General features: G+C 54.6%; 22 protein-coding genes. 12 read left to right on the top strand and 10 right to left on the bottom strand.

All coding sequences use genetic code 11. From position 1 onward, the window contains the following. Window positions 1-24: 24 nt before the first annotated feature. The 3 genes from V9K95_RS23070 to V9K95_RS23060 form a co-directional block, all read right to left on the bottom strand. Window positions 25-978, bottom strand: a complete 954-nt coding sequence (locus V9K95_RS23070) for an acetyl-CoA carboxylase carboxyltransferase subunit alpha (protein ID WP_115055591.1) — start codon at window positions 976-978, stop codon at window positions 25-27. A 138-nt stretch (window positions 979-1116) separates the two neighbouring features. Next, entirely contained in the window at window positions 1117-2043 is a 927-nt protein-coding gene (locus tag V9K95_RS23065; protein ID WP_336442329.1) for a site-specific tyrosine recombinase XerD, read from the bottom strand. A gap of 5 nt (window positions 2044-2048) precedes the next feature. After that, window positions 2049-2210 carry a histidine kinase gene (locus tag V9K95_RS23060; protein WP_115055589.1) on the bottom strand — a complete coding sequence of 54 codons (162 nt, stop codon included), beginning with the start codon at window positions 2208-2210 and terminating at the stop codon, window positions 2049-2051. 270 nt (window positions 2211-2480) lie between these two features. Between V9K95_RS23060 and V9K95_RS23055 the strand changes: the two genes are divergently transcribed. From V9K95_RS23055 to V9K95_RS23040, 4 genes are read left to right on the top strand one after another with little or no spacing between them, the layout of a single operon-like run. Further along, window positions 2481-3119, top strand: coding sequence for a shikimate kinase (locus V9K95_RS23055; protein ID WP_442958605.1), 639 nt, complete (start codon window positions 2481-2483; stop codon window positions 3117-3119). Further along, window positions 3116-4243: a 3-dehydroquinate synthase gene (gene aroB, locus V9K95_RS23050; RefSeq protein ID WP_336442331.1), complete on the top strand. Its 1128-nt coding sequence runs from the start codon at window positions 3116-3118 to the stop codon at window positions 4241-4243. The genes V9K95_RS23055 and aroB overlap by 4 nt, the downstream gene beginning before the upstream one ends. Continuing rightward, window positions 4240-5529 (top strand): HlyC/CorC family transporter, encoded by a 1290-nt coding sequence (locus V9K95_RS23045; RefSeq protein WP_307280415.1) that lies wholly within the window; start codon window positions 4240-4242, stop codon window positions 5527-5529. Before aroB ends, V9K95_RS23045 begins: the two co-directional genes overlap by 4 nt. 37 nt (window positions 5530-5566) lie before the next feature. Next, complete coding sequence (locus V9K95_RS23040; protein ID WP_336442332.1) at window positions 5567-6082, top strand: TerB family tellurite resistance protein; 516 nt, start codon at window positions 5567-5569, stop codon at window positions 6080-6082. A 104-nt stretch (window positions 6083-6186) separates the two neighbouring features. On the opposite strand, the gene V9K95_RS23035 is transcribed toward V9K95_RS23040, so the two are convergent. Next, window positions 6187-6489, bottom strand: a complete 303-nt coding sequence (locus V9K95_RS23035) for a BolA family protein (RefSeq protein ID WP_115055533.1) — start codon at window positions 6487-6489, stop codon at window positions 6187-6189. Window positions 6490-6624: 135 nt separating this feature from the next. On the opposite strand from V9K95_RS23035, the gene V9K95_RS23030 reads away from it, so the two are divergent. The 4 genes from V9K95_RS23030 (at window position 6625) to V9K95_RS23015 (ending at window position 11266) form a co-directional block, all read left to right on the top strand. Next, window positions 6625-7278 carry a J domain-containing protein gene (locus V9K95_RS23030; protein ID WP_115055531.1) on the top strand — a complete coding sequence of 218 codons (654 nt, stop codon included), beginning with the start codon at window positions 6625-6627 and terminating at the stop codon, window positions 7276-7278. A gap of 82 nt (window positions 7279-7360) precedes the next feature. Then, entirely contained in the window at window positions 7361-8347 is a 987-nt protein-coding gene (gene cobS, locus V9K95_RS23025; protein ID WP_115055529.1) for a cobaltochelatase subunit CobS, read from the top strand. Between the two features lie 14 nt (window positions 8348-8361). Beyond that, entirely contained in the window at window positions 8362-10251 is a 1890-nt protein-coding gene (cobT, locus tag V9K95_RS23020; RefSeq protein WP_336442333.1) for a cobaltochelatase subunit CobT, read from the top strand. A gap of 1 nt (window position 10252) precedes the next feature. Beyond that, a complete protein-coding gene (locus tag V9K95_RS23015; protein WP_336442334.1) occupies window positions 10253-11266 on the top strand; it encodes an esterase-like activity of phytase family protein in 1014 nt (337 codons plus the stop codon). Here V9K95_RS23015 and V9K95_RS23010 read toward each other — a convergent pair. Together V9K95_RS23010 and rpmB are read right to left on the bottom strand one after the other, a co-directional pair. Continuing rightward, window positions 11239-11889, bottom strand: coding sequence for a queuosine precursor transporter (locus V9K95_RS23010; protein WP_336442335.1), 651 nt, complete (start codon window positions 11887-11889; stop codon window positions 11239-11241). The two genes, V9K95_RS23015 and V9K95_RS23010, sit on opposite strands and share 28 nt — an antisense overlap. Before the next feature lie 82 nt (window positions 11890-11971). Beyond that, window positions 11972-12274, bottom strand: a complete 303-nt coding sequence (rpmB, locus tag V9K95_RS23005) for a 50S ribosomal protein L28 (protein ID WP_008127961.1) — start codon at window positions 12272-12274, stop codon at window positions 11972-11974. 257 nt (window positions 12275-12531) lie between these two features. Between rpmB and V9K95_RS23000 the strand changes: the two genes are divergently transcribed. Next, window positions 12532-13353: a DUF3108 domain-containing protein gene (locus tag V9K95_RS23000; protein WP_336442336.1), complete on the top strand. Its 822-nt coding sequence runs from the start codon at window positions 12532-12534 to the stop codon at window positions 13351-13353. 34 nt (window positions 13354-13387) lie between these two features. After that, the gene (gene yddG / locus V9K95_RS22995) at window positions 13388-14281 is read left to right on the top strand and encodes an aromatic amino acid exporter YddG (RefSeq protein ID WP_336442337.1); all 894 of its coding nucleotides are present in this window, start codon (window positions 13388-13390) and stop codon (window positions 14279-14281) included. Here yddG and V9K95_RS22990 read toward each other — a convergent pair. Beyond that, window positions 14245-14679, bottom strand: coding sequence for a cupin domain-containing protein (locus V9K95_RS22990; RefSeq protein WP_115055517.1), 435 nt, complete (start codon window positions 14677-14679; stop codon window positions 14245-14247). The genes yddG and V9K95_RS22990 overlap by 37 nt on opposite strands. Next, window positions 14679-15449: a hydroxyacylglutathione hydrolase gene (gene gloB / locus V9K95_RS22985; RefSeq protein WP_336442338.1), complete on the bottom strand. Its 771-nt coding sequence runs from the start codon at window positions 15447-15449 to the stop codon at window positions 14679-14681. The genes V9K95_RS22990 and gloB overlap by 1 nt, the downstream gene beginning before the upstream one ends. A 111-nt stretch (window positions 15450-15560) precedes the next feature. Between gloB and V9K95_RS22980 the strand changes: the two genes are divergently transcribed. Next, window positions 15561-16313 (top strand): class I SAM-dependent methyltransferase, encoded by a 753-nt coding sequence (locus V9K95_RS22980; protein ID WP_115055515.1) that lies wholly within the window; start codon window positions 15561-15563, stop codon window positions 16311-16313. Here the strand turns inward: V9K95_RS22980 and metW are convergent. Both metW and metX read right to left on the bottom strand, forming a co-directional pair. Continuing rightward, the gene (gene metW / locus V9K95_RS22975) at window positions 16310-16924 is read right to left on the bottom strand and encodes a methionine biosynthesis protein MetW (protein ID WP_115055513.1); all 615 of its coding nucleotides are present in this window, start codon (window positions 16922-16924) and stop codon (window positions 16310-16312) included. The two genes, V9K95_RS22980 and metW, sit on opposite strands and share 4 nt — an antisense overlap. Further along, window positions 16921-18108 carry a homoserine O-acetyltransferase MetX gene (gene metX, locus V9K95_RS22970; protein ID WP_336442339.1) on the bottom strand — a complete coding sequence of 396 codons (1188 nt, stop codon included), beginning with the start codon at window positions 18106-18108 and terminating at the stop codon, window positions 16921-16923. The genes metW and metX overlap by 4 nt, the downstream gene beginning before the upstream one ends. Before the next feature lie 149 nt (window positions 18109-18257). Between metX and hisC the strand changes: the two genes are divergently transcribed. Continuing rightward, a complete protein-coding gene (gene hisC, locus V9K95_RS22965) occupies window positions 18258-19364 on the top strand; it encodes a histidinol-phosphate transaminase (RefSeq protein ID WP_336442340.1) in 1107 nt (368 codons plus the stop codon). The last annotated feature ends 1 nt before the right edge of the window (window position 19365 follow it).

The raw sequence follows: 19365 nt of genomic DNA, 5'->3' as shown, positions 1-19365 counted from the left end.
CAAAAAAACCGCAACTATTTATTCCTAAAGATTGCGGCCGATGGCCAGATACTTCTCGCGGCGGTCCTGACGCAAAGCATCGCGATCCATATTGCTCATGGATTTCAGCGCGACATTGATGATGTTTCCAGTCGCTTCTATTGCTGCATCCCGGCCGCGATGGGCGCCGCCGAGAGGCTCCGGAATAATGCCGTCAATGATCTTCAATTCGTAAAGATCCTGCGCGGTGATGCGCATTGATGTGGCCGCATCCTTGGCTCTGGTCGAATCATGCCAGAGAATAGACGCGGCACCTTCGGGCGAAATAACCGAATAGATGGAATGTTCGAGCATGTAGACGCGGTTGGCCGTGGCAATCGCGATAGCGCCGCCGGAGCCGCCTTCACCGATGATGACGGAAACGATTGGCACCTTCACATTGAGGCAGGCGGCAGTTGAGCGGGCAATGGCCTCGGCCTGGCCGCGTTCCTCGGCGGCGATGCCTGGAAATGCGCCCGCCGTATCAACAAGCGTCAGCACGGGCAGGTTGAACCGGTCTGCAAGTTCCATGATGCGCACGGCCTTGCGGTAGCCTTCGGGCATGGCCATGCCAAAATTGTGCTTGAGGCGCGTTTTGGTATCGCTGCCTTTTTCCTGTCCAATGACTGCAACGGCCTGACCATTAAAGCGGGCAAGACCAGCCTGAACCGCATCATCATCGGCATAGTTGCGATCACCTGCCAGCGGTGTGAAATCGGTAAAGAGCCTTGCAATATAATCCACGCAATGGGGCCGGTCCGGATGACGAGCGATCTGCGCCTTCTGCCAAGGCGTCAATTTGCGATAAAGATCGCGCAATGCATCGCCGGAGCGTCTTTCAAGCCGCGCGATCTCGTCATTGGTGTCGAGCGCGCCGCCTTCTTCTGCAAGCTTTTTCAGCTCAAGAATCTTGCCATCGAGATCGGCAACCGGCTTTTCAAAATCAAGATAGTTGTACATGGACTGAATATCTGCCTGCAAAAAGGTGGATTTTTCAAAGCCTAACTGGCTGTTGCGAGCGCGCATGTCAAGGAACCATGCCTCAGATGAGGCATAAGCCACGCAACTTATACGGTGAATTCCGGCAAAGGTGTGGTGTTAATCGGCCAATGGATGGTGCTTGGTGACAAGCTGGTGCAGCCGCTCTTCCATGACATGCGTATAAATCTGCGTGGTAGAAATATCCGAATGGCCAAGCAATTGCTGTACCGCGCGCAGATCAGCACCGTTCTGGAGCAAGTGACTGGCGAATGCGTGACGCAGAACATGGGGTGAAATCGCGGAGGTCTTCAGGCCAGCGCGAGCTGCAAGCCCTTTGAGGTCGCGTCCGAAGACCTGACGCGCCAGAAAGCCGCTTTCCGAGACTGCCGGGAAAAGCCACGGACTGTCGCAAAGGCCGGGCAGGGCGTCGCGCAGTTCAAGATATTTCATCATGGCGATGCGGGCCTTGCCGGAAAGCGGGACCATACGGTCCTTTGATCCCTTACCCCGCACCATCAAAAAGCGATTGTCGGAGCGCGCAACGGTGACAGGCAGGCCGACAAGTTCAGAAACGCGCAAGCCGGTTGCATAAAGTATTTCAAGCAGCGCATGGAGGCGCAAAGCCTGGAAATGTACCGTGTTTGAAGCCTTTGCATCGAGCGTTTCCATTTCCGCCCGGGCAAGCAGCTTTTCCACATCGGCTTCGCTTATGATTTTCGGCAGGGAACGATCCTTCTTCGGGGCATCAAATGTGCTGGTGGGATCGTCCGCGCGAATGTTCTCCATGTAAAGAAAGCGGAAGAACTGACGAAGCGCCGAAAGCCTGCGGGCCTGCGAGGTGGCAGCAAAGCCGCGATTGGCAATATCGTCGAGATAGGTGCGAATGGTGACAGGCTCCGCCAGGGGCAGCTGTGTGCCGGTGCCAGCGCTGAAGGATGCGGCATCCTCAAGGTCTCGCCTGTAGGAGTCGAGCGTGTTCTGCGCAGCTCCTCTTTCGGCGCTCATCATTTCAAGAAAATTCTCGATGGCTGCTGAAGCGCGCATGATTTTTACTTTGGTTGCTGGGGTTTCGGATTGAGCTTTTCGCTCGGCACGCGAATGGTCATCTCGGTCTGGGTGGGGTGAACAAAGGTCACAAGCGCGACCATCCCGGCATAGACAAGCCCCGCAAGGATGGCGAGGACAATGATAAGTCGCGTGAGTGTCGGCATTTTCTCTATCGAACAGGCTGCATTGGTCGGTTCCATAATCTTGGACGCAAACTCTTAATAATTTGGTGAATGGCTGAGTTGCTGCACTGACGTTCTGCGTGGTTCGACAAGCTCACCATGAGGCGAGATTGCGATTTGCAACCAAAATGATCGCCACAGGCGAGTGTAGGCCTGTCGAGGCCACGCACGCTATTGATGTAAAATGAAACATCGATGGTCCTTAAAGCCATAGTCTGCTTGACTGGACCAAGGTTTTACTGTCGAAACGCAATCATGAATACGACGGAAGAAACACCTCTGCCAGATGAAACATCTGAGCTGGCAAAATCCATCCGCGAGCGGCTTGGCACGCGTTCAATCGTGCTTGTCGGCCTCATGGGTGCAGGTAAGTCGACAGTGGGAAAGAAACTGGCCTCGCTGGTGGAACTGCCCTTTTTCGACGCGGATCACGAGATTGAAAAGGTCTCGACAATGTCGATCCCCGAGCTTTTCGAAGCCTATGGCGAGGCCGAATTTCGCGATCTTGAACGGCGGGTCATTGCACGCATGCTTGAAGAGGGGCCGATTGTCCTGGCAACAGGAGGCGGTGCCTATATGAACGAGCAGACGCGAAGCGCCATAGCATCCACCGGTATCTCCGTATGGCTTAAAGCAGAGCTTGATGTCTTGATGTCGCGTGTCGTACGCAAGCAGAACCGTCCATTGCTGAAGAACAGTGATCCACGCGGTGTGATGGAGCGGCTGATGGGCGAACGCTATCCAATCTATGCATATGCCGATCTCACGATCAATTCGCGCGAAGAAAAGAAAGAAATTATCGCTTTCGAAGCGATGCAGGCCATTGCAGGGCATCTGGGCGGGCAAGCCCTTTCCAACGAGACAAAAACGGATGAGGAGGCCGGGTCATGACGGAACAAGCGACAAGCACAATCGTTCCCGTCAAGCTCGGCGATCGCTCCTATGACATATTGATTGGTGGTGGTTTGATTGAGCGTGCAGGACAAGAGATCGTCTCACGGGCAGGCAAGACAATGCGGGCGGCCATTGTCAGCGACGAGACAGTCGCCGGGCTGCATCTGGAGCGGTTGCAGGCCGGGCTCACTGCCGCAGGAATAGAATCGACGCCGGTGGTGGTTGCCCCGGGCGAGCAATCAAAATGTTTTGCGACGCTGGAGACTGTTACCAACGCCATTCTAGCGGCGCGGCTCGAACGCGGCGATATTGTCATTGCTTTCGGTGGCGGTGTCATTGGTGACCTTGCCGGTTTTGCGGCTGGCATTGCGCGGCGCGGCATGGGTTTTGTGCAGATACCAACCTCATTGCTGGCGCAGGTGGATAGTTCCGTGGGCGGCAAGACCGGAATTAACACGGCGCATGGCAAGAACCTTGTCGGCGTGTTCTATCAACCCCAACTGGTTCTGGCCGACACGGATGTGCTCAACACGCTCTCTCTACGTGAATTTCGTGCAGGTTATGCGGAAGTTGCCAAATATGGTCTGATCGACCGTCCGGATTTTTTCGCTTGGCTGGAGGCCAACTGGCGCGGGATTTTCGATGGAGGGCCGGAACGGACCCAGGCGATTGCCATAGCGTGCCAGTCAAAAGCCGATGTCGTTGAACGCGACGAGTTCGAGATGGGAGACAGGGCGCTGCTCAATCTTGGCCACACATTCGGCCATGCGCTGGAGACAGCAACCAAATATGATTCCTCACGCCTTGTTCATGGTGAGGGCGTTTCCATCGGAATGGTTCTGGCGCATCAGTTTTCGGCCAAAATGAATCTGGCCAGCCCGGATGATGCTTTGCGGGTGGAAAAGCATCTGCGCGATGTCGGCCTGCCGGTATCTATCAACGAGATACAAGGCCAGCTTCCGCCAGCGGAAAAATTGATGGAATATATTGCGCAGGATAAAAAGGTGACGCGTGGTACGCTGACCTTTATTCTCACGCGCGGTATCGGTCAGTCATTCATCGCCAAAGATGTTCCACCATCGGCGGTCTTAAGCTTCCTGAAGGAGAAACATCCAGCATGACCTTGGAACTCTGGATTTTCTGCGGGGTTATTTTGGGTTTGATCCTGATGTCCGCTCTCTTTTCAGGGTCCGAAACGGCATTGACTGCGGTGTCGCGGGCACGCATGCATCGGCTGGCGAACCGCGGTGACGGGCGTGCAAGCATTGTCGAAAATCTCATCGAGAAACGCGACAGGCTGATCGGCGTCATGCTGATCGGCAATAATCTCATCAATATTCTCGCATCGTCGCTAATGACCAGCATGTTGCTTGATATTTTCGGGCAGGCTGGTGTGGCCTATGCGACAGCCATCATGACCGTCCTTCTGGTGATCTTTGCGGAGGTTTTGCCAAAATCCTGGGCTATATCGAGTCCCGAACGCAATTCGCTTTCGCTGGTGCGGTTTGCGCAGCTTGCAGTCTGGATATTCGGTCCTCTTTCCGATCTGGTGAACTGGATCGTACGCAATATACTTGCGATTTTCGGGATCAATCTTGCTGCGGGAATTTCAATGTTTTCAGCGCAGGAAGAGCTGCGCGGTGCGGTCGACCTGCTCCACAAGGAAGGTTCCGTGGTGAAGGGCGACAGGGACCAGATTGGTGGCTTGCTTGATCTGCGCGAGCTTGAAGTCTATGACGTCATGATCCACCGCACCGATATGGATTCGGTCAATGCCGATGATCCAATCGAGACGATCATCACCGAAATCCTTGCCAGCCATCATACGCGTATTCCTGTGTGGAGAGGCACGAACGATAATTTTGTCGGGGTTGTTCACGCGAAGGACCTTGTACGGGCGATCAGGGATGCCAATCGCGACTTCTCGAAGATCAATATTATGAAGGTTGCGACAAAGCCCTGGTTCGTGCCGGATACGACCACGCTCCAGGACCAGCTCAACGCGTTTTTGCGGCGCAAGGCACATATTGCCATTGTCGTCGATGAGTATGGCGACGTGCAGGGGCTGATCACGCTGGAAGATATTCTTGAGGAGATCGTTGGCGATATTGCCGACGAGCATGACATTGACGTGCAGGGTGTTCGCCCGCAGCCGGATGGCTCAATCCTTGTCGACGGGTCCGTGCCGATACGCGACCTTAACCGCGCGCTCGACTGGAATCTGCCCGATACGGAGGCGACAACCATTGCAGGGTTTGTGATCCATCAGACGCAGAGCATTCCAAAGGAAAAACAGGCTTATACGTTCCATGGCAAGCGGTTTACGATCATCAAGCGGGAAAAAAACAGAATAACGCGACTGCGCATCCGGCCGATTGAAGGTGAGGACAAACCGAAGGCGCGGTAGTTCACGAGGCATTCAGGTTCATATAACTGGGATTAAAATGCATATTCTCATTGCGATTATCGGTTTGGCGGCTGTTGTTTTATTCTGGACCCTGCGAGCCCATTCGACTGTCAGGGCAGTACGCGATCTTGATCGCGACACGAAAGGCCTGCAACGGAAGGCAAAGTTCAGTTTTCAGAATCTGATCGGCTCACCCTACAGCCGTATAAAAGACCCGCGTCTGGCTGCTGCGATCTTGATGATTCAGCTTGTGCGGACGGGCGCCCCGGTGACCGCAGACGAAAAGATGAAGATTCTGGAACTGATTAGCGAAACGCTTCAGATCGAAGATCCAGACGCATTATTTCGAAAGGCCTGGACTTATACCAAGCAGCGGGGATTTTTTTCGCCCATGGCTGATGAAATGGCACCCATGCTGCGCGAACGCCTGACGAGAAGAGAACGGCTGCAATTGATCGACATGCTGCAACAGACCGCATCAGCCTACGGTGAGCCGAGTGAATTGCAAGTTGGAATGATTGCGCGATTGAAGCGGCAACTGGTGCAGGACTGAATATTAGTTGCATACATTCAGTGCGTGGTTCGACGCACTGGATGTATGCAGTTTCCTGTCGCAATGCTTTTCAGGAATTGCAAGTCACACTTTAGTTGAGCTTTTTACCGCCGTGTTGCTTCGCCGGGCGCTGCTGGTTCAAGCGCCAAGGCATGGACGCTTCCCTTCAATTCTGCTTCGAGAACTTCATTGATTGCGCGGTGGCGTTCGACACGCGACATGCCGGAAAAAGCCTCCGCGACAATCCGCACGCGAAAATGCGTTTCGCCTGAACCGTCAAATGTGCCATGATGCTCGCTGTCAGAATGATGGTGGCCTGCGTGAAGGTGGCTTTCATTGATGACAGCCAATGAAACGGGATGGAAAGCCTGTGTCAGTTTGTTTTCGATCGCGGACTGAGTGGACATTTCATTCTCCTGCGCCCATATGGTAGTTTCATTTGGCAAATCCGAACATGTTCATAAATTTACCGCCATTTCAGGCGTTAGGTCATAAATCATGTCCGAATGTCAATTCACGCCAAGCCAAGATAAACGTATTCGATGACGACAAGCTCTAAATATTTCGACAGCATCCGTATCCGCCCGAAAAAGGCGGAAGAGGAGAAATCGCGCACGCCCATATGCCAGTGGGACGGCTGTGAGAAACCTGGTCCGCACCGCGCTCCCGTGGGCCGCGAAAAGGAAGGCGAGTTCTTCCATTTCTGCATCGACCATGTGCGCGAGTATAATAAAGGCTATAATTATTTCTCCGGCCTGTCTGATGCAGAGGTTGCGCGCTACCAGAAGGAAGCGCTGACGGGCGATCGCCCGACATGGACTGTTGCAGGATTGCCGGGCAGCGGGGCAGGGCCAAGCGCCAGCACCCGCGCGCAGGCCAGTGCAAGCGCCAAGACATCGCCGGATTTTTCCAAATTGCGATCGGGGCGTGCTGCCTACCAAAACAGGTTCCGGGATCCCAATAGTGTTTTCAATAATGCACGTGTCCATGTGCGCAAATTGAAGCCGCTGGAGTCAAAAGCGCTGGATACGCTTGGACTAGGTGCAAAAGCCACTGGCGAAGATATAAAGTCGCGCTATAAAGAACTGGTGAAGCGCCACCACCCCGATGCAAACGGCGGTGATCGGGCTTCCGAGGATCGTTTCCGTGACGTAATCCAGGCCTATCAATTGCTCAAGACGGCTGGTTTCTGCTAACCACTCATGGGCTGAATTCAGAATCTCGTTGCGGGGTTCGCTATTTTTATGCGTCTGCGCATGCAGTCGCGCTGGAGGCATGATGAATAAGGTTGATCGCGATATTGCGAATTTGCCGGATACAACGGTTTCTGTAGAAAAGCTTTTCGGATTCCAATCCGACATGATGGTCCCGGCCTATAAGGCCGGCGATGCCTATGTCCCGGAAATCGACACGGACTATTTGTTCGACAAGGCAACGACGCTGGCCATTCTGGCAGGTTTTGCCTTCAACCGGCGCGTTATGGTTTCCGGCTATCATGGCACGGGTAAATCCACGCATATTGAACAGGTTGCCGCGCGCCTCAACTGGCCCTGCGTTCGCGTCAATCTCGACAGTCACGTCAGCCGTATCGATCTGGTCGGCAAGGATGCAATTGTGGTGAAAGAGGGCATGCAGGTTACGGAATTCCGCGACGGCATTCTGCCTTGGGCCTACCAGCATAATGTTGCTCTGGTTTTTGACGAATATGATGCCGGTCGTCCGGATGTTATGTTCGTTATCCAGCGCGTGCTGGAATCATCCGGCCGCTTGACGCTTCTGGATCAAAGCCGCGTTATCCGTCCGCACCCTGCCTTCCGCCTGTTCGCTACGGCCAATACGGTCGGTCTCGGCGATACGACCGGTCTTTACCACGGCACGCAGCAGATCAATCAGGCGCAGATGGATCGCTGGTCGATCGTGACGACGCTCAACTATCTGCCGCATGACAATGAGGTGGCAATCGTTGCTGCCAAGGCCAAGCATTATCAGAACAAGGAAGGCATGGAGATCGTCTCCAAGATGGTCCGCGTTGCCGATATGACCCGTGCAGCATTCATCAATGGCGATCTTTCGACAGTGATGAGTCCGCGTACGGTGATCACCTGGGCTGAAAATGCCGATATCTTCAAGGATGTCGGTTTTGCATTCCGCCTGACCTTCCTGAACAAGTGCGATGAATTGGAGCGTCCAATCGTTGCCGAGTTCTATCAGCGCGCCTTTGGCAAGGAACTGCCTGAATCCACAGCCAATGTGGTTATGAGCTAAGAGCACAGCAGAAGATGGCAGGTCCGGGAGACAATTCACGTGCGGTACCGAAAGGTCCGGTTGATAGCGAGCCCTTCAAGCGCGCTGTCACGGCCTGTATGCGTGCAATTGCCGGCGATCATGAGCTGGAAGTCGGCTTCGGCAATGACAAGCCTGCGCTGACCGGCCACCGGGCACGGCTTCCTGATCTGCCCAAACGTCCGAGTGCCAATGACATAGCGGTCACGCGCGGCATTGGCGATTCGATGGCATTGCGTCAGGCATGCCATAATGATCGCATTCACGCGACACTTGCGCCGGAAGGCAAGCAGGCGAGGGCAATCTTCGACGCGGTCGAACAGGCTCGCGTCGAAGCTATCGGCTCTTTGCGCATGGAAGGCGTGGCGGACAATCTGAACTCCATGCTGGCGGACAAATATGCCCGCGCCAATTTTCCTGCGATCACGGACAAGGCAGAAGCTCCGCTTGAAGAAGCTGTCGCCTTGCTGGTGCGTGAAAAGCTGACGGGGCGCAAGGCACCGGAATCAGCGGGAAATGTGCTCGACCTGTGGCGCGACTGGATCGAAGAGAAAGCAGCGACCGATCTTGATCATCTGTCTGACAAGATAAACGACCAGAACGCATTTGCGCGCGTTGTGCGCGAAATGCTCGCTTCGATGGAAATGGCGGAAGAACTGGCGCAGGAAAGCCAGGACGACGACAGCCAGAGCAACGAAGAAGACCAGCCCGAGCCTGAAGAAAACAATGAGGGCGGCTCCGACGAGGACGAAGGCAGCGATTCATCCGAAAATGATGATTCCGAGACATCCAGCGACGATAGTCAGGCGGGCGAGACCGAGGCTGCGGACGCTTCATCCGACGATATGGATGAAGATTCGGACGCTGATGCGGAGATTCCGGGCGAAGCAAGGCGCCCTAACCAGCCTTTCTCCAATCTTGGGGCTGAAAGCGGGTATAAGGTCTATACGCAGGAATTTGACGAGACGACCGACGCGGAAGAGCTTTGTGACGAAGCTGAACTGGAGCGTCTGCGTGCATTCCTCGACAAGCAGCTTGCCAATCTATCCGGCGTTGTCGGGCGTCTGGCCAATAGGCTTCAGCGCCGCCTGATGGCGCAGCAGAACCGTTCCTGGGACTTCGATCTGGAAGAGGGATATCTCGACAGCGCCCGCCTTGTGCGCGTCGTTATCGATCCCACTCAGCCCCTCTCCTACAAGATGGAGCGCGACACGGATTTCCGCGACACCGTAGTTACGCTGCTGATCGATAATTCCGGCTCCATGCGTGGTCGGCCTATTACTGTTGCTGCGACCTGTGCCGATATTTTGGCACGTACGCTGGAGCGTTGCGGCGTGAAGGTTGAAATCCTCGGCTTCACCACAAAGGCGTGGAAAGGCGGACAGGCCCGTGAAGCTTGGCTGGAGCGGGGCAAACAGGCCAATCCAGGCCGGCTGAATGATCTGCGCCATATCGTCTACAAGCGCGCTGACGCCCCATGGCGGCGCTCACGGCGCAATCTCGGCCTGATGATGCGCGAGGGGCTGCTGAAGGAAAATATCGATGGTGAGGCGCTGATCTGGGCGCATCAACGTCTGCTGGCGCGTCCTGAACAGCGCCGTATTCTGATGATGATTTCCGATGGTGCTCCCGTTGATGACAGCACCTTATCGGTCAATCCGGGCAATTATCTTGAGCGGCATTTGCGTGCGGTGATTGAAGAGATTGAAACCAAATCACCCGTTGAGCTTATCGCTATCGGTATCGGCCATGATGTCACGCGTTACTACCGCCGTGCGGTGACGATTGTCGACGCGGAAGAGCTGGCCGGTGCGATGACCGAACAACTCGCTTCCTTGTTTGAAGAGCAAGGACGCGCGGCAGCCAAAAAAGCTGGACGCCGATAAGATGAAATCAGTTGCGCTACGTTGCTGGCGCGTCTGGTTGATCATGATCTTTGCTGCGGCGGCTACCAACACGGCCTTGGCGCAAGAGGGCGTTTCGCCTCTACAAATCAAATCCCGTATCATCTCCAATTTCCAACTGGGTTCGGCTGAAACCCGCTTCGGATTGCTCGAATTTATCGGTGGTTTGGATATGTCATCGACAAATGCCCGCTTTGGCAGCATGTCCGCATTTCATTTCCTTGATGCCGGACATCGCTTTCTTGGTGTTACCGATACGGGCTCGTGGTTTGCGGGCAAGATTTTGCGCGATGCCGAGGGCAGGCCGACAATGATCGACGATTATCTGCTGGCGCCAATCCTGGATGAAAACGGTTTGCCTCTCGACGGCAAACGGGATTCTGATGCAGAAGGCATGAATATCTCCGGCCAGAAGGTCACGGTTTCTTTTGAACGCAATCATCGGATCGCCGAATATGAACTTGATCTGGAGAAATTCGCCTCGCGGCCGAAGATTCTGCCGCTGCCCATTCCAAAAGAAGAGCTAAGAACCAATCGCGGCATTGAGACCATTGCCTATTCGCCTCCCGACAGTCCGTTGCGCGGCGCACGCGTGGCCGTGACTGAGATGAGCCTGAACAAGGCGGGCAATGCCTTTGCTGCTGTGCTTGAAGGGCCGCGAAAAGGAATATTCTATGTCCAGCGCAGGGATGGCTTTGATATAAGCGATGGCGACTTTCTGCCGGGTGGCGACCTTTTGCTGCTTGAGCGCAAATACAGCTTCATAACCGGCATAAGCGTACGCCTTCGGCTAATTCCGGGCGATATGATCAAGCCGGATGCGACCGTTGATGGACGGATAATTTTCAATGCCGATCTAAGCTACCAGATCGACAATATGGAGGGGCTGGATGTCTGGCAGGCCGCTGATGGCTCTACCCGCGTCTCGATGATATCGGACGATAATTTCTCAGTTGTGCAAAGAAATCTTTATCTGGAATTTCGGCTAGCCGAGTAGATGGCAGGGGCGAAAATGGCGAGGATCGCGCCGTAGGGCACCAGCATAACCACGGCCATGACGATCTTGACCAAGAGGTCACCGAAGCCCAGCGATGCCCATAGGGGAATTTCCATACCGAAGAACGGCACTGGCATTGCCAGTGACGAATCGGGCTGGCCCGTTATGGCGTCAATCCAGGCAAAGCGTGCGGCAAAAGCGATAGAAAAGAACAGCAAGGTGTCGAGCAATGACCCGAAGATTGCGGAAGCGAAGGGGGCTTTCCACCATGTCAGCTGACGCAGCTTGTTGAAGACAGTTATATCGAGAAGCTGGGCCGTGAGGAACGCCGTGCCGGATGCGATGGCGATACGGGGTGTCGCAAGCCAGATCGACAAAACAACGGCAATGGCAAAACCTGCATAGACAACGCGCCGGGCGAAGACAGGGCCAAACCTGCGATTGGAAAGATCATTGACCAGAAAAGCTATCGGATAGGTGAACGCGCCATAGGTGAGAATTTCGCCCAAACCAAAATGATGGAATGGATATTGCACCAGAATATTGGACGCAGCCACGACTGCGCACATGGCCAGAACGGGCAAAACAAAATCAGACAGGGAATAAGCGCGGCTGAGCGGCATTTTTTTATCCTGGGTAATGGAACCAGCAACAATAAGGCCAGCATATGCTGGCCCCGATGATCAAGCAATAAAGAAGCGCTGATTAAGCAGCAGCAACCGGAGCTTCAAGAAGCTTCTTGGCAATCTGGCGCTTGAGAAGACGAGCGCGCTGTGACAGCTCCTTCTCGTCAGCCTTGACCAAGAACGCATCCAGACCACCGCGATGCTCAACGCTGCGAAGCGCATGGGCTGTAACGCGCAGACGATAGCTCTGACCCAAAGCTTCGGAGATCAGCGTTACCTGGCAAAGATTTGGCAAAAAGCGGCGGCGCGTACGATTGTTCGCGTGGCTCACATTGTTGCCGTACTGGACCGACTTTGCGGTCAATTCACATGTGCGGGACATTGGGTCTCACCTTTAAATTTCATTCCCGCCGATCCAAATTCTGTCTGGTGCCATCGCATGTTGCCACGCAGCGGCTCAGCTTTCGGAAAGGCGGCCTATTGGGAAGTTGCGTTTCTATAGTGATATGAGCCCTACGCGTCAAGTGTATATCTACGCTGTTTGCTCCATGCACTGTGCATTTCGTCAGGATCATGGGGTGTTTAACACAACTTTGCCTGCTTTATAAACGAGCAGTTACCATCAAGGACGGGTGTTAGATGGGAATACGACAAATGAAAGCCGGAGGGCGTTCCTCCAAGCGAGCACTGGTGGCGGTCAGTCTAGCCGCATGCGCGATCATGATGGCCGGTGCCGCCAATGCTGCGCAGGCCTATAAGTCCGAATACAGGGTTTCGCTCTATGGGCTAACCATTGCGAAAGCCAATTTTTCAACGAATGTCTCCGACAGCCATGCCTATGAGGTCAGCGGCGAATTGATGAGTTCCGGGCTGGGCAGCCTCTTTGACGATACGAGCGGCACGCTTGATGCCAAGGGGCAATATGGCAAGGCTGGACCTGTCCCAAGCTCCTATGCGGTGAAATACAAGCACGGCAAGCGCAACAAGACGACATCAATTGCGTTCACAGACGGTAATGTGACGGAGACGGTCAATGTGCCCCCAATCAAGAAGAAAGAAAACTGGGTCGAATTGAAACCCGATGATCTGAAATCTGTGGCCGATCCCATTTCCGGCGTCATGGTCGCAGCAGACAATCTCGATCAGGTCTGTTCCAGGACATTGCAAATGTATGACGGTCAGACCCGCATTGATCTCAAGCTTTCGCCGGAGGGCGGATCCAGGCCTTTCGCAACCAACGGTTTCAAGGGTGATGCTATTACCTGTACTGCCAAGTTTATCCCGATTTCCGGCTATCAATCGGGCCGGAAAGCCATTGAATATCTGAAAAACTCCAGCAAGATCAGTATGACCTTTGCATCATTAGGCAAGTCCGGTATCTATTCGCCGGTGCAGGCGAAAATCGGCACGCAAATCGGCACGGTGACAGTTTACGCGACCCGTTTCGAAAAGACGCAGTAAGCGGCTGAGCGCCGCCTGTTGATTTGGGGGCGGCGTGGCTACATTTGTCGGATTTCTCGCAGTTATCATGTGGGCGATGCTCGCACTGTTCACGGATGTGTCAGGCAAGGTGCCGCCATTCCAGCTGACCGCAATGACATTTGCCATCGGTGCTTGCCTTGGACTGGTCTCATGGTTGTGGCGTCCGGGCGCGGCCAGACATTTGCGCCAGCCATTGAAAGTCTGGATGCTCGGGGTTGTCGGGCTGTTTGGCTATCATTTTCTTTATTTTACCGCGCTGCGTAATGCACCGGCGATCGATGCAAGCCTCATCGCCTATCTGTGGCCTCTGTTCATCGTGGTTGGTTCGGCGCTGATGCCGGGGGAACGTCTGCGCTGGTTTCACATTGTCGGGACGCTGCTTGGCCTGTCCGGCACTGTCCTGATCATCACAAAGGGCGGCGGGCTCGGTTTCGATCCGCAATATAGTTTCGGCTATGCGATGGCGGGTCTTTGCGCGCTCACATGGGCGGCTTATTCGCTGCTCTCACGACGTTTTGCCGAGGTGCCGACCGATGCGGTAACGGGTTTCTGCATCGCAACGTCGATCCTCTCACTGATCTCTCATCTGCTTCTTGAGCAGACCATATGGCCGGAAGGGCTTGTTCAGTGGTTGGCAGTTTTGGGACTCGGGTTTTTTCCGGTCGGCGCTGCGTTCTATGTATGGGATTACGGTGTCAAGCGCGGCAATATTCAGGTGCTGGGCGCATCCAGCTATGCCGCGCCTCTGCTATCGACGCTTGTATTGATCATTGCTGGTGTGACCGAGCCAACGACACGGGTATTGCTTGCATGTGCCTTGATCACTTCAGGCGCGGTGCTTGCTGCCAAGGATATGCTGCTCAAGAAAAATCAAGGCTCCCAGCCGGGTTCAGCCAATTCGAATTGAGCAAAGTTGAAGCCCGGAGCGACTGTACAGCCAACCAGCGTCCAGTCGCCAAGGCTTTTCGCCATCTGCCAGTGCCCTGCGGGAACAACCGCCTGTGGGCGTTGCCCATTGGCAAGGTCCATTCCGAGTATTTGGGTGGTCACGGGTTCTTTGCCAGAGGTTATGGAAAGTTCCAGCGCCGCGCCGCCATAATAGTGCCAGACCTCCGATGCGTCCTTGACGCGGTGCCATCTGGATATTTCCCCCTTGGAAAGGAGGAAATAGATCGCGGTGGAATATCCGCGCTTACAGACCTGCGGTTCCGCCTTGTTATCGCGGAATGTTTCGATATAGGCGCCACCTTCCGGATGAGGTTCAAGCCCGAGAATGTCTTTGATCTGTTGTGCGGTAAGATCCATCAGAAATGATCCTTCCGTTTGCGTATTTCGGTAAAGACAGCCTCATCGCTGGCATTTTCCATTTTGAGGTTTTTGCGAATGACGGGATCATGCCAGCGCAGGAACGGATTGGTGGCCATTTCGCGCAATATTGTGGTTGGCAAGGTAGGCTGACTTGCCGCGCGAAGCGCTGTAATTTCCCTGGCTCGCTCTTTTAACGCCGAATTATCAGGGTCGATTGACAAGGCAAAACGCGCATTGCTTTCGCTATATTCATGTCCGCAATAGACCTGCGTATCGCCGGGCAAAGCGACGAGCTTTTGCAACGATTCGAACATGGTCGCCGGCGTGCCTTCCAGCAGCCGCCCGCAACCAAGGGAAAACAATGTATCGCCGGCAAAGAGAACCTTCGCGGCAGGGATAAAGAACGAGATTTCCCCGTTTGTGTGACCGGGAGTGGAAATCACCTCAATATCAAAACTGCCGAACTGAAAATGGTCACCGTGACTCAATGTGCGATCAATACCGGGAATTTGCGATTTCTCAGCTTCCGGACCGACGATCTCAACGCCAAAGCGCTTCTTCAAAGCGAGATTTGCTTCGATATGATCATTGTGATGATGAGTGGTAAGAATATGCGTTAGTTTCCAGCCGCGGCGCTTGAGCGCATCGAGAATTGGTTGCTCTTCCGGCGCATCGATAGACGCAGTGAGATTTGTTTCCGGGTCATGGATGAGAACGCCGAAATTATCGCTTCGGGCGTTAAACTGTTCGATCTGCAAATTGGACATATAGCTTCTCTTTATTCCTGTCAGAACCAAGATAAGCCGCTGCCGTGGATGCGCAAGCCACGAGACCGGCATTTTCTTGATGTTATTGATTAGCGTGGTAGTTTGCCCACCATGCATCTCGATATCATCGATCTTCGCACTTTCTACGCATCAACCCTTGGTCATCTGGCGGAGCGTTCGATCACCATGGCGCTTGCTGCCATGTGGCCCAAGCTCCCGGGTGAGCGTCTCGTCGGGCTCGGCTATGCCGCGCCTTACCTTGATCGCTTCAGAAGCGATACGGAGCGCACCTTTGCCTTCATGCCAGCGGGGCAGGGTGCCGCAAGCTGGCCGCCACTTGAGCCTTCATCGACAGCACTGGTTTTCGAGGAAGAGCTTCCCCTGCCGGATTCCGCAGTTGACAGAATGTTGCTTATTCATGCTTTGGAACATGCGGAGGACCCACGCGAGACATTGAAGGAAATGTGGCGTGTACTGGCTCCCAATGGCCGCCTGGTGATCGTCGTACCCAATCGGCGCGGATTATGGGCTCGCTTCGAGCATACGCCCTTCGGCAGTGGCAGGCCCTATAGCCGAGGCCAGCTCATCCGGCTTTTGCGAGAAACCAATTTTACCCCCGGCCCATGGGGCGAAGCCTTGTTCTTTCCGCCATCATCGCGCCGCGCGATGATGCGGCCCTCCGCATTGTTTGAGAGAATGGGCAGGCGGTTCTGGCCAATGTTTTCAGGCGTGCTGATTGTGGAAGCGCAAAAGCGTGTCTATCAGGGCCTGCCGGTGGCCAAGCGTTCGTCCCGGCGCGTCTTTGTGCCCGTGCTTTCACCGCAAGGCACTGCCATGCGGCGCGATGGTCCGAAAGAAGATTAACGGCGGAGCAGGAACACTGCCTGTTGGCCGAAAAGGTTCCAGAAGCCCCACGGCATATTGAAGCCGAGACGCTGACCCAGAGCATTCAGCGCAACGGCTGATTCAACGTGGGCGCCGACTTCTTTTGTCATGTCGACAAAATCATTGATGGTGCAGAAGTGGATGTTTGGTGTGTCATACCAGCTATAAGGCAGCTCTTTGGTAACCGGCATGCGCCCATTAATGGCCAGCGAGGCGCGCATGCGCCAGTGGCCGAAATTGGGAAACGAGACAATTGCCTTTTCGCCGATGCGCAAAAGCTCGGTCAGAACATATTTAGGATTGCGGGTGGCCTGCAAAGTCTGGCTGAGGATCACATAATCAAACCCGCCATCCGGGTAATATTTCAGATCGCTGTCAGCGTCGCCCTGAATGACAGAAAGGCCCCGGGCAACAGATTCGTTGACGCCCTTTTGCGAAAGCTCGACGCCGCGCCCATCCACGCCCTTGGTGGTCTGCAACAGTTCCAGCAATTCACCATCGCCGCAGCCTACGTCCAGCACACGCGAACCAGGCTCGATCAGTGAAGCGATGACGGCAAAATCAACGCGGGGATGACTATTGATACTCATGATGGAAGAAGCCCCTTTGCGCGCGCTGCAGAGCGCAGGAAGCCGTTGACGGCCGAGAACATCTCCGGTTCGTCCAGTAGGAACGAATCATGGCCGCGATCCGATTCGATCTCAACGAATGAAACGGAAGCGCCCGCCGCATTCAACGCATGGGCAACCGTGCGGCTCTCGCTGGTTGGGAACAGCCAATCGCTTGTGAAGGAGACAATGCAGAAACGGGTCTTTGACCCGGCAAAGGCATCGGCAAGTCTGCCCTCATGCTCAGCGGCCAGATCGAAATAATCCATGGCACGCGTCATATAGAGGTATGAGTTGGCGTCGAAACGCTCGACAAATGTATTGCCCTGATGGCGCAGATAGCTCTCGATCTGAAAATCCGCGTCAAATCCGAACGTCACATTCTGCCTGTCCTGCAGGTTACGCCCGAACTTGTTGTGCAGGGCGGTTTCCGACAGATAGGTGATGTGGGCCGCCATGCGGGCGACAGAAAGCCCCTTGCGGGGCACCGTGCCAGCTTCGAGATAACGGCCTTCTTTCCATTCTGGATCGGCCATGACGGCCTGACGCCCGACCTCGTGGAAGGCTATGTTCTGCGAAGAATGGCGCGCGCCGGTGGCCAGCGCTACGGCTGCGAAAACCTTGTCGGAATGGCTGGACGCCCATTCCAGAACCTGCATGCCGCCCATGGAACCGCCGACAACGGCAAAAAGCTGCTCAATACCGAAATGCTCGACCAGCATTGCCTGTGCACGCACCATGTCGGCAATTGTAATGATGGGAAGATCAAGCGCATAGGGCTTGCCGGTGGCCGGATTGATCGAAGCGGGACCGGTTGAGCCGAGACAACCGCCAAGAACATTTGAGCAAAGAACAAAATAGCGATCCGTATCGATTGGTTTGCCGGGGCCAACGAGCAATTCCCACCAGCCCGATTTGCCGGTGACCGGATGGACATTCGCCACATGCTGATCGCCGGTAAGAGCATGGCAAATCAGGATCGCGTTGGATCTATCCTCATTGAGCGTGCCATAAGACTGGTAGGCAATGCGAAAAGGCGAAAGCGATACGCCGCTATCGAGGTTCAAAGGCTTATCCGCGCCAAATTCAACCACTGGACTGTGGGGATTCGTCGCTTCCTGACTTTTCGGTGCTTTATAAGCGGTAGGTCGGGTGGCTTTGGTCATATTGGTGCTGATTTGCGTAGAGTCCTGCTGAAACAGATTGGGGCGTAGCTATGGTCGCGCATGGGCCAAAGTCAAGTTGTTCTCGACATCTCGTCTCCAGACAGTTATGTCCGCGACGGAGATTTTTGCCGCTTAACGGATGAACAATCATGTCAACGACATTGCAAGACCTACGTCCAACACCAAAAACCGGTTTGCTTGATATTGCGGCCTATGTGCCCGGCAAGGAACATGCGCATGGTGTTGCCAAGGTTTATAAGCTGTCATCGAATGAATCTCCGCTTGGCGCGAGCAAACTTGCCATTGAAGCATTTGGGGCTGCGGCAAGAAATCTTGAAATGTATCCCGATGGTCAGGCCAATGCCCTGAAGCAGGCCATCGCGGAAGTACACGGCCTGAATGCCGGAAATATTCTTTGCGGCAATGGCTCCGATGAATTGCTTGGCTTGCTGTGCCAGACCTATCTCGCGCCCGGCGACGAAGCGATTTATACCGAACATGGTTTCATGGTGTATAAAATCTACATCATGGCTGCCGGCGGAACGCCTATCATTGCCAAGGAAAAGAACGAGCAGGCTGAAGTTGACGCAATATTGAATGCGGTGACGACGCGCACGAAAATCGTGTTTCTTGCCAATCCGAACAATCCGACCGGCACCTATCTGCCTTTCGAAGAAGTGCGCCGCCTGCATGCGGGACTGCCAAAGAATGTGCTTTTGGTTCTCGATGCGGCCTATGCGGAATATGTTCGCCGCAATGATTACGAATCTGGCGTAGAGCTTGTTTCATCATCTGAAAATGTGGTGATGACACGCACATTCTCGAAAATTCACGGGCTTGCAGCTTTGCGCATCGGCTGGATGTTCGCGCCTGCCCATGTGGTCGATGCCGTTAACCGGATACGTGGGCCATTTAATCTGAATTCCGCCGCCATTCTGGCCGGTGCTGCCGCGATCCGTGATCGGGCGCATGTCGATCAGGCGATTGCGTTCAACGAAAAATGGCTCCCTTGGCTGACCGAGCAGCTGACAGAGCTTGGCCTGCGGGTAACGCCATCGGTGGGAAATTTCCTGCTCGTGCATTTTCCTGACAACGCGGCCAAATCGGCAGAAGCGGCAGACGCCTATCTGACGAGCAAGGGCTATATTTTGCGCCGCGTTGCGGGATACGGATTTCCCAACGCGTTGCGCCTTACCATTGGATCCGAAGAAGCCAATCGCGGCGTAGTCGCTGCACTCTCCGAATTCCTGAAGTAAA

Source organism: Phyllobacterium sp. CCNWLW183 (assembly GCF_037203775.1).
Classification (GTDB): domain Bacteria; phylum Pseudomonadota; class Alphaproteobacteria; order Rhizobiales; family Rhizobiaceae; genus Phyllobacterium; species Phyllobacterium ifriqiyense.
Note: the sequence above shows the minus strand (reverse complement) of the source record. Positions and strands in the feature narration are given on the sequence as shown.

Bases quoted from the DNA above. Each gene is read 5' to 3' on its own strand.
- V9K95_RS23070 (WP_115055591.1), bottom strand. From the start codon at position 978: ATGTACAACTATCTTGATTTTGAAAAGCCGGTTGCCGATCTCGATGGC.
- V9K95_RS23065 (WP_336442329.1), bottom strand. From the start codon at position 2,043: ATGCGCGCTTCAGCAGCCATCGAGAATTTTCTTGAAATGATGAGCGCC.
- V9K95_RS23060 (WP_115055589.1), bottom strand. From the start codon at position 2,210: ATGCCGACACTCACGCGACTTATCATTGTCCTCGCCATCCTTGCGGGG.
- aroB (WP_336442331.1), top strand. From the start codon at position 3,116: ATGACGGAACAAGCGACAAGCACAATCGTTCCCGTCAAGCTCGGCGAT.
- V9K95_RS23045 (WP_307280415.1), top strand. From the start codon at position 4,240: ATGACCTTGGAACTCTGGATTTTCTGCGGGGTTATTTTGGGTTTGATC.
- V9K95_RS23040 (WP_336442332.1), top strand. From the start codon at position 5,567: ATGCATATTCTCATTGCGATTATCGGTTTGGCGGCTGTTGTTTTATTC.
- V9K95_RS23035 (WP_115055533.1), bottom strand. From the start codon at position 6,489: ATGTCCACTCAGTCCGCGATCGAAAACAAACTGACACAGGCTTTCCAT.
- V9K95_RS23030 (WP_115055531.1), top strand. From the start codon at position 6,625: ATGACGACAAGCTCTAAATATTTCGACAGCATCCGTATCCGCCCGAAA.
- cobS (WP_115055529.1), top strand. From the start codon at position 7,361: ATGAATAAGGTTGATCGCGATATTGCGAATTTGCCGGATACAACGGTT.
- cobT (WP_336442333.1), top strand. From the start codon at position 8,362: ATGGCAGGTCCGGGAGACAATTCACGTGCGGTACCGAAAGGTCCGGTT.
- V9K95_RS23015 (WP_336442334.1), top strand. From the start codon at position 10,253: ATGAAATCAGTTGCGCTACGTTGCTGGCGCGTCTGGTTGATCATGATC.
- V9K95_RS23010 (WP_336442335.1), bottom strand. From the start codon at position 11,889: ATGCCGCTCAGCCGCGCTTATTCCCTGTCTGATTTTGTTTTGCCCGTT.
- rpmB (WP_008127961.1), bottom strand. From the start codon at position 12,274: ATGTCCCGCACATGTGAATTGACCGCAAAGTCGGTCCAGTACGGCAAC.
- V9K95_RS23000 (WP_336442336.1), top strand. From the start codon at position 12,532: ATGGGAATACGACAAATGAAAGCCGGAGGGCGTTCCTCCAAGCGAGCA.
- V9K95_RS22990 (WP_115055517.1), bottom strand. From the start codon at position 14,679: ATGGATCTTACCGCACAACAGATCAAAGACATTCTCGGGCTTGAACCT.
- gloB (WP_336442338.1), bottom strand. From the start codon at position 15,449: ATGTCCAATTTGCAGATCGAACAGTTTAACGCCCGAAGCGATAATTTC.
- V9K95_RS22980 (WP_115055515.1), top strand. From the start codon at position 15,561: ATGCATCTCGATATCATCGATCTTCGCACTTTCTACGCATCAACCCTT.
- metW (WP_115055513.1), bottom strand. From the start codon at position 16,924: ATGAGTATCAATAGTCATCCCCGCGTTGATTTTGCCGTCATCGCTTCA.
- metX (WP_336442339.1), bottom strand. From the start codon at position 18,108: ATGACCAAAGCCACCCGACCTACCGCTTATAAAGCACCGAAAAGTCAG.
- hisC (WP_336442340.1), top strand. From the start codon at position 18,258: ATGTCAACGACATTGCAAGACCTACGTCCAACACCAAAAACCGGTTTG.